The 8858-nt window shown below is 38.0% G+C and carries 7 protein-coding genes and 1 pseudogene; 6 read left to right on the plus strand and 2 right to left on the minus strand.

Annotated elements, in window-relative coordinates:
• Positions 1-226 precede the first annotated feature (226 nt).
• From FWF39_RS10985 to FWF39_RS11010, 6 genes are all read left to right on the plus strand, one after another.
• Positions 227-1540, plus strand: coding sequence for a radical SAM protein (locus FWF39_RS10985; RefSeq protein WP_343383486.1), 1314 nt, complete (start codon positions 227-229; stop codon positions 1538-1540).
• A gap of 301 nt (positions 1541-1841) precedes the next feature.
• Complete coding sequence (gene aspS, locus FWF39_RS10990; protein ID WP_343383487.1) at positions 1842-3155, plus strand: aspartate--tRNA(Asn) ligase; 1314 nt, start codon at positions 1842-1844, stop codon at positions 3153-3155.
• Positions 3156-3173: 18 nt separating this feature from the next.
• Entirely contained in the window at positions 3174-3476 is a 303-nt protein-coding gene (gene gatC, locus FWF39_RS10995) for an Asp-tRNA(Asn)/Glu-tRNA(Gln) amidotransferase subunit GatC (protein ID WP_343383488.1), read from the plus strand.
• Positions 3477-3482: 6 nt separating this feature from the next.
• Positions 3483-4952 carry an Asp-tRNA(Asn)/Glu-tRNA(Gln) amidotransferase subunit GatA gene (gene gatA, locus FWF39_RS11000; protein WP_343383489.1) on the plus strand — a complete coding sequence of 490 codons (1470 nt, stop codon included), beginning with the start codon at positions 3483-3485 and terminating at the stop codon, positions 4950-4952.
• A gap of 5 nt (positions 4953-4957) precedes the next feature.
• A complete protein-coding gene (gene gatB, locus FWF39_RS11005) occupies positions 4958-6397 on the plus strand; it encodes an Asp-tRNA(Asn)/Glu-tRNA(Gln) amidotransferase subunit GatB (RefSeq protein WP_343383490.1) in 1440 nt (479 codons plus the stop codon).
• A 52-nt stretch (positions 6398-6449) separates the two neighbouring features.
• On the plus strand, positions 6450-6914 hold the full coding sequence (locus FWF39_RS11010; RefSeq protein WP_343383491.1) for an Lrp/AsnC family transcriptional regulator: 465 nt from the start codon (positions 6450-6452) through the stop codon (positions 6912-6914).
• Between the two features lie 73 nt (positions 6915-6987).
• Here FWF39_RS11010 and FWF39_RS11015 read toward each other — a convergent pair whose 3' ends face one another.
• Together FWF39_RS11015 and FWF39_RS11020 are read right to left on the minus strand one after the other, a co-directional pair.
• Entirely contained in the window at positions 6988-8013 is a 1026-nt protein-coding gene (locus FWF39_RS11015; protein WP_343383492.1) for an asparaginase, read from the minus strand.
• Positions 8014-8477: 464 nt separating this feature from the next.
• Positions 8478-8858, minus strand: a pseudogene (locus tag FWF39_RS11020) (ISNCY family transposase); the annotation flags it as partial.

Raw genomic sequence — 8858 nt, forward strand, 5'->3', positions numbered from 1 at the left:
GGCGGTTTAGTATGTAACAAAAATGCTCCAGATGACATTACATCGGTAACTGCTACTAAAGTCGGCGGTTTAGTATGTAACAAAAATGCTCCAGATGACATTACATCGGTAACTGCTACTAAAAATATCGGGTAACACAATCAATTAACGCTTAATTATATGATATAAACTAAATACCTATTTTTTGTTGTGGTAGGTCTACTCTACAAACTGGACAGTGTTTTATTTGGATGAGCGAAACTATAGGGAGATAATCAACAACTATTTTCATCTGTTTTATCGGAATAGCGTTTGGTATGGATATGCCAATATACGAAATAAATTATGGATATTATCCGATAAAGAAGCACTCATAGTTCAAGAGTATTTAAATGGTCTGTCCGTTGAGGATATAGAACTGAAGCACTCATTCCATTCATCTGATATAGAAAAATTTCTTCGAGAGTTGATTGAAGGCATTACTCCAGAAAAATATTTTAATCAACCTTCAATTATACCTGATTTAAAAGCGATGCTTTTAATTATATCTGAAAAATGCAATTTTTCATGTACATATTGTTATGGTCAATATGGACAAAAAGAAGGTATGATGAGTGTATCAACGGCTTTGAACGCCGTGAAATTTGCGGCTAATGAGGGCATTTTTAATATTAGTTTTTTTGGCGGTGAACCTCTTTTAAATATGTCGGTTATTAAGGCTGTTACGGAATACATCGAGTCAGAAAAGCTATCGATTTCTTTAGCCTTAACAACGAATGGGTCATTGGTTACCGAAGAAGTTGCTAAATATTTCGCCGCACACAACATACGTGCTTCGGTTAGTATGGACGGGACAGAGGCTGAGCATAATAAGACACGCATATCTATAGATGGACAATCGACATACAAAGAAGTTAAGCGCGGTTTAGACTATCTTAGACAATATGGTGTTTTGAGTATGATTGAAATAACCTATAGTGCCCGCCATACTCTAAATTTACGTAAACTTATTGATGATGCCAGTTCATTGTGCAGTGTCATAAGTTGTACCTGTGTTGATGGAAAGCCTGATTCACCGCATTGTGCTGATATTATATCAGGTGATAAACTGATAAATTACTATAGACATATGCTAGATGTTGCACTTGACACAGCATATGCGGATTCAAATATTACCATTATGGGCGTAAAAGAACTGTATGATAGTATTGGAAAATTCGAATTAAGCCAACCCTATACTATTTGTTCGTATATAGGTAGCCGTATGGTTGTTTCTACGAATGGTTTTGTGTATCCGTGCCCTGAAGCAATATCGCCAAAATATTGCATGGGTAATATCAATAATGTTGACTTTGATAATAATTTTTATGCATTAAGAAAAGTTGTATTGGATACGTTATCCTCAAAAAAATTGAATGCAGAGTGGTTTTCATATTTATGTGATACCTGTATACAACATATAGATGACACTGGAGTACGCTTTAATTTTTATGATCCGAAAGGTTTCGGTCAAGCTATTGAAGAGGTATTGATCCGTTACGCCTCAGAAAATGAAGCTTAATATTTGGTTTGCGTCGCCTAATTAGTTATCTTTTCTATACTACTATTATGTTAATTATTGTTCTGTTTGGGTTTATCTTCTTTCATGCGTTTTTGATCCTGATTTAACCCCGAAAGAGCATTCTGAGTTGTTTTGCGGTCAAATTGACCTGCTGCAAGAACCTTCCATGATGCATCATCTAAAACATCACCATTTACATGAACAGAAATAGCAAAATAGTTTTGAGAAACGATATTTCAGAACTACTGACAAAACATAAATAAAGAATGAGAGCCCTGTTCCTCCACATAAGTGTATAAAAATGGACACAATGGGCAATTTGCGTAGGAGTCACTATTCAAACGATATTCTGCCAAGCATTAATGGTGATCAGGTAGTTGTTTTCGGAATAGTGGCAAGCATTAGAAATCATGGTAAGCTTACATTCTTAATACTTGAAGATTTGAAAGGCATAGTTCAACTAACTATACACGCTAATAGTGTCCCAGAAAATGTCAGAAGTAAATTAAATAATATTCATGAGCAATCTTTTATAGGGGTTATGGGCAAAGTTAAAAGCACCGAAAAGGCTCCACATGGTGCTGAAATCATCCCTGAAGATATAAGGGTTCTTTCTGTTCCGCAGAGTATGCCTCCATTCAAGCTATTCAAACAAAGATTGCCAAACATTGAAAAGAGATTGGATCTCAGGGCAGTAGATTTAAGAAGGCCACAGTCAAAAGCTATATTTAAAATAAAGCACACGGCGCTCCAAGCCATTAGGGGGTATTTTTCTTCTCAGGGTTATATGGAAGTTCAGACCCCAAAAATAATATCAACAGCAACTGAAGGAGGTGCCGCTCTTTTTCCTCTTCTCTATTACAACAAAGAAGCATTTCTAGCCCAGAGCCCACAACTTTACAAAGAACAATTAACCGGTGCATTCGAGAAAGTTTTTGAAATAGGTCCGATCTTCCGAGCAGAGAGGTCCCGTACAATGAAGCACTTGAGTGAAGCTGTTTCGGTAGATATTGAGGAAGCCTACGTTACATACATTGATGTGATGAATGTTCTTGAACGAGTCATTTGTCACACAATTGCTAACATTACGGAAAATTGTAAAGAAGACTTAGCCTTGCTTAAGAACAAGATGCGTGCACCAGTGCCTCCGTTTAAGCGGGTTACGTACGACGAAATACTTGAACTCTTGCACAGAGAAGGAGTAGATGTCAGTTGGGGTAATGACCTTTTCGTGTCAGATCTAAAAAAGATAGAGCGAAAACTTCCAGAGTTCTACTTCATAACTGACTGGCCGACATCTTCCAAAGCATTCTACATCAAATCGAAAGATGACAAACCCGAAATTTGTGAGTCGTTTGATTTAATGCACGGCTCACTTGAAATAGCGTCGGGTGGTTCAAGAATAGACCAGAAAGATACTTTAGTTGAAAAATTAAAAGAAAGAAGCTTCGATCCTGCCTTATTTGAGTACCACCTCAAAGTCTTTGACTATGGAATACCGCCACACGCAGGATTTGGATTTGGTCTAGATCGTCTTATGATGGTGCTTTGTAAACAGAAAAACATTCGCGAGGTTGTACTTTACCCTAGAGATCAGCGTAGATTAATCCCCTGATTTGAAAGGCGAACTGAAATGAGCAAAAGAAAAGACATAAACAGTGAAACTAAGCCAATGATTAAACATCTTTCTTGGCTTGCCAGAATCGAGTTATCTGCCGAAGAAGCAACTCTGTTTGATAGTCAACTAAAAGATATTCTCAATCTTTTTAAACAAATAGATGCTGTTCCTCTAAGTAGCGTTCAACCGACCTATCATGCTCTACCACTAACAAACGTTTGGAGACCAGACGAGGTAGAGCCATCTATAAGTGATGAAATACTAAAAAACGTCCCACAGCTAAAAGGTCGCTATGTTAAAGCACCTAGGATGGGCTAATTACTAATGTTCGCTGATTTATCACTATCTTCCTGTGAAATATCTGCCAAAATTAAGAACGGCACTTTTTCAGCAGAGGAGTATATCCAAACTCTTTTTGAGAGAATTGAAAGAGTTGATAAAAAAACCAAAGCTTATATATCAATCGACAAAAACGGAGCTTTGGAACAAGCAAAGGCGATTGATAAGAAGGTCAAATCAGGTAGTAAACTTGGAAAACTGTGTGGTGTTGGAGTTGCAGTTAAGGATTCCATCTGTACGAAAAATTTAAGGACAACTTGTGGGTCACGTTTACTTGAAAATTACGTTTCACCATTTGACGCTACCGTCGTTGAACGAATTAGGCGAGAAGATGCAATAATAATCGGCAAGACCAACATGGATGAATTTGGCATGGGTTCGTCCACGGAAAATAGTTACTTTGGACCAACGCATAATCCATGGGATACTTCAATGGTGCCTGGTGGCTCTTCTGGAGGTAGCGCCACTGCAGTCGCCGCGTTAGAGGCAACGTTATCGCTTGGAGGAGATACTGGGGGATCCATCAGGTGTCCAGCAAGTTTTTGTGGTGTTGTAGGTCTAAAACCAACTTACGGTTTAGTGAGCAGGTACGGTTTAGTTTCCTATGCCAATAGTTTAGAACAAATTGGGCCTATATCCAGAAACGTCCACGATTCAGCTCTATTACTTGAGACTATTGCTGGATATGACCCTAAAGACAGTACTTCTGCAAAAGAATTGCGTAAAGGATACTTTTCGACCTTAGATGATAGTCTGTGTCAGAAGGTAAGAATAGGTATACCTCAAGAGTTCTTCGCTGAAGGAACGGATTCTCTTGTTAAGAATTGTGTGATGAACGCTATTTCAAAGATGGAAAACGAGCAGTACATAACCACAAAAAACCTTTCTCTAAGGCGAGTGGCAGATGCTCTTCCCGCTTATTACATAATTGCCATGTCTGAAGCTAGCTCTAATCTTGCACGTTATGATGGTATCAGATATGGTCTTCGTTTGCCTGACGGGACATATGATTGGAGCAATATTTTCTCCAAGGACAGAGAAACAGGCTTTGGTCAAGAGGTCAAAAGGAGAATTATACTAGGGACGTTTGCTCTGTCTGCAGGATATTACGACCAGTTTTACCTAAAAGCGCAAAGAATTCGAACATTAATTTCTCAAGATTTCGAAAGGGCATTTAAAGAAGTTGACATTTTGGTAGCACCAACGATGCCAATTTTACCATTTAAAATAGGTGAAAAAACTAGTGACCCTGTTAAAATGTACCTTTGTGATGTTGACACTGTTCCAGTCAATCTAGCTGGATTACCCGCAATTTCTTTGCCTTGTGGTTTCCAGAGAGGACTTCCAGTTGGATTACAACTAATAGCGCCACACTTTAAAGAAGACTTACTTCTAAAGATTGCCTTATCTTTTGAAAGAGTTTTAAAAGTAAACAAAACACCTGTATTGGAGTGAGCCAAATGGAAGAAAACGAATTGGGTACTAAAATAGGTTTGGAGATACATGTTCAACTCACATGCCTTAAAACTAAATTGTTTTGTGGTTGCTCATCAAACTACAGAGGTAAAGAGCCAAACACCAACTTGTGTCCCATATGCATGGGTCTCCCAGGCAGTTTACCCGTCCTAAATGAGAAAGCAGTAAAAGTTGCCACCTTGGTATCATTTGCTTTAAGTATGCATATACAATCAAGAATGCTGTTCTTTAGAAAAAATTACTATTACCCAGATATGCCAAAGAACTTTCAAATTACTCAATATGACCAAGCAGGTGGCGTACCATTTTCAACAAACGGCAAAGTGGTTATAGAAGGGCCAAGGCAAATTAGGATTACACGAATCCAATTGGAAGAAGATCCAGCTAGACTTGTTTACGAAGGCACTATAGATTCCTCAACCGCAACATTAGTTGATTACAACAGAGCTGGCATTGCGTTAATCGAAATAGTCACAGAACCTGATCTTAGATCACCAAAAGATGCACGAGTCTTCTTGGACAAATTGAAGTCGATTGTTGAATCCCTTGGAATATCTGAAAGTAGCCTAGAAGGATCAATGAGGTGCGATGCAAACATTTCTCTAAAGGGGGGTATAAGAGTTGAAATTAAAAACATTTCTTCGTTCAAGGAAGTTGAGCGTGCGCTTAATTTTGAGATTTCTAGACAAAAAAGTCTGATCGAAAAAGGGATGAAAGTAAAGAAAGAAACTAGGCACTGGGATGAAGTTCGAAGAATTACTGTCTCTTTACGAACAAAAGAGGCAGAACAGGATTACAGATACTTCCCTGAACCCGATTTGGTACCAATAGAGCTGTCCAACGAATTTCTTCAAGAGATTAAGTGTGAAATGCCCGAGTTGCCTGAAGCCCTTCAACAACGTCTTATTGATCAATACAGCATCTCGATTTCAAACGCAAAAATACTGTCAGAAAACAAAGACTTTGCAGTTTACTTTGAACAATGCAACAAAATTTACCAAAGCCCAGTAGAAATAAGCAACTGGATTGTAAGCGACATAATTCCATCTCTATCCAAAAAAGAGATCTCATTATCGAAATCACAAATCTCCCCTAACAGTTTGTGTAGTTTAATAAGAATGCTCAAAGCAGGTCAGTTAAATCGCGCAACAGCGAAGAGGGTGTTGAACGAAAGTATGGAAACTGGTAAACTACCAGAAAGTATAGCTAAGGAACAAGGTTTAACGAAAATAGTTGACCGATCCCAGATTGAACGTGTCATAAATGAAGTATTTGAGAAAAATCAGCCCGCCGTCAAGGATGCTATCCGAAATGAAGATGCAATTGACTTCTTGGTGGGTTTATCGATGAAAGCAACAAAAGGGCAAGCTGATCCCAAGTTAATTAATGAAATAATCAGGGAAAAATTGTTGGAATGGTCTTAGAGCATGTCCTTTAACACAGGTATTTCATAAAAAAAATATGGGCGAATATGTTATGTTTGATGTTGAAAAGAAGGATTTAATAATTTTAAATCTACTTCAAAAAAATAGCAAGGTATCAATAAAGCAAATAGCGGAAGAATCTGAAAGTACAACTGCGAACGTGTATTCGAGAATCAAACATCTGGAATCCACTGGAGTTATAAAAAAATATGTGGCTTTATTGGATGCGCCAAAGCTCAATCGATCTATCGTAGCGTTGATGCTATGTCAGTTAGTACTTGAGGCACCTCAAACAAAGAACAATGTCCTTGCTGAGATCTCTAAGCTGCCAGAGGCACAAAATGTATATTTAGTTTCTATGGGTGACTGGGACGTGTTAGTGAAGTTTAAGGTAAACTGTCTCAGTGCACTCAAAGAATGCGAAGACCGAATGAGATCTATTGGAGGCGTAAACGCTGTCTCATCCTACATGGTTTTAGAAGTTGCAAAAGAAACAACTGAGTTAAAAATTCTTTAATCGTTATCATAATTAATTTGTTAGGGCGCAAACAATGTGGTTTATTCTTCATTGTGAGCTTGTAGCTGAAAAACTAAAGGTTGATCTCTCCAGCGAAGTTTTCTATCATTGCTTTCTTTATTTCCACAGGATCTTTATAATGCCCCAAAACATGCATTAATTTAATTACTGCAACCTCAGGAAGCATATCACCAAGACCCACTGCTCCCGCGAGACTTAGTTTCTCGCCTACCTCATAACGCAAGTCTACTGCACCACGATTGCATTGAGTGCATATAAAAACAGGTATACCGGCCTTCTCAGCTTTAACTACATTATTCAACCATGAATATTTTTGATCCACAACATTAACGTGTCCTGAGCCGAAACCCTCTAGTATTATTCCTCTATACCCTTTATTTACGTAACACTCAAGTATTTCTGGATTCATTCCGGGGAAGACCTTTATATGGCCTACTCGCGTGTCCAACTTCGTATCGGCTATTACTTCTCTATATTCATTTCTGACAACGTTATGTTCAATTTGAATTGATTCAGTTTTTCCCAGCAAGGGACTGCAAAAACTTTCGAAAGCATCGATTTCGGTAGCACTAGTTTTTTTGGCTCGTGTACCTTTGATTATTTTTGAGGAAAAAACTATACAAACTCCAAAGTCTCCATAGGCTGCAACCCTTGCTGCGTCATAAAGATTCTTATCTGCATCTGTTTTTGTGTTATTTGCATCAATCTGTGAACCCGTGATGGCGATTGTTTTACGTGGATTTCGTATCATGAAGGAAAGTGCTGCAGATGTGTATTGCATAGTATCTGTTCCATGAGTTATTAACACGCCATCATATTTATTTAGTGAATCTGCTACTTCTGTAGCGATTGTTTTCCAGTCGTTTGGATCCAAATTCGAACTATCTTTTTTTGAAATAGTGCCAAGATTCACAATGTCGTCAGCTGTGATATCCACGAATTCTTGGAGATTTTCAAATCTTTTCAATATTTTCTCTTTTTCCAACCCATCGTTATTCAAATATGTTAGTTTTCCAGTGGAAGACTTCTGCATGAAAATTGTTCCGCCGCAAAGGATCCAGCGTATTTTGGGTTTCATAAGAGATACTTTCTACTGGTAGTTATTAAGTATTGTAAGCGCTTTCACGGTTTCAATGACTATGGATTTGACGTGCATTTTTCCTATTGAGGGAGGTCATATTTTATACAAACTCTTTTAATCTGATATGGTTGCTATTTGATAACAAATTACTGACTCTTTTCCTACAAAATATTCTATGTAACATGCATCAATAATCGTTTGAAACTCAATTGGATAGTAAACATGTACATAAAGACTGTCTGCATTGATATTATGGCGTTTGGTTCGCCGTTATTGTTGATAGAGGTAATGAGCTGTTACAAAATGTAGAAAACACAACGCCTAAAATAACAAGAATTGCCTGTTTACTTTTTTTGTTTGACTAAAGCTGTAGTTTACTTGATTTCGTCTTTTTATATGTGCTCAGCAAGACATTTTTCATTCAACATTAGTTTTGACTTAGAAGCGGCATTGGGACAAAACTATTTTGGGTGAGTTCGAATGGTGTAAATGTTGTGGAGAAGCGCATTTGAGAAAAGAGTTGTTTGCTGTCGATCAGCTCTTCTTTGTTTAATGATGCCGCCAAATCGCCCCTTATCTGCTGAAAAACCACTCTCAGAGAGATTGCGATAAAAATACTGCCTCAAAAAATCAACCGGAGAAGCAATCTTAGCCAAAATACTAGCCCAAGCACCAATCCGCCTAACACTCTTCTTAGCAATCAAATACAACGCAGTAGAACGCTCAAAAAGCTTGATAACATAGCGGGTACTGAAATATTTATCCAGCCGCAAAGATTTAATGGCAATGCCTAAGTGCCTCAACATAGCCAAAGCCTTTTTGAAAGCCTCCAGCTCCGATAC

Source organism: Candidatus Bathycorpusculum sp. (assembly GCF_009778815.1).
Classification (GTDB): domain Archaea; phylum Thermoproteota; class Bathyarchaeia; order Bathyarchaeales; family Bathycorpusculaceae; genus Bathycorpusculum; species Bathycorpusculum hydrogenotrophicum.

Bases quoted from the DNA above. Each gene is read 5' to 3' on its own strand.
- aspS (WP_343383487.1), top strand. From the start codon at position 1,842: ATGGACACAATGGGCAATTTGCGTAGGAGTCACTATTCAAACGATATT.
- gatC (WP_343383488.1), top strand. From the start codon at position 3,174: ATGAGCAAAAGAAAAGACATAAACAGTGAAACTAAGCCAATGATTAAA.
- gatA (WP_343383489.1), top strand. From the start codon at position 3,483: ATGTTCGCTGATTTATCACTATCTTCCTGTGAAATATCTGCCAAAATT.
- gatB (WP_343383490.1), top strand. From the start codon at position 4,958: ATGGAAGAAAACGAATTGGGTACTAAAATAGGTTTGGAGATACATGTT.
- FWF39_RS11010 (WP_343383491.1), top strand. From the start codon at position 6,450: ATGTTTGATGTTGAAAAGAAGGATTTAATAATTTTAAATCTACTTCAA.
- FWF39_RS11015 (WP_343383492.1), bottom strand. From the start codon at position 8,013: ATGAAACCCAAAATACGCTGGATCCTTTGCGGCGGAACAATTTTCATG.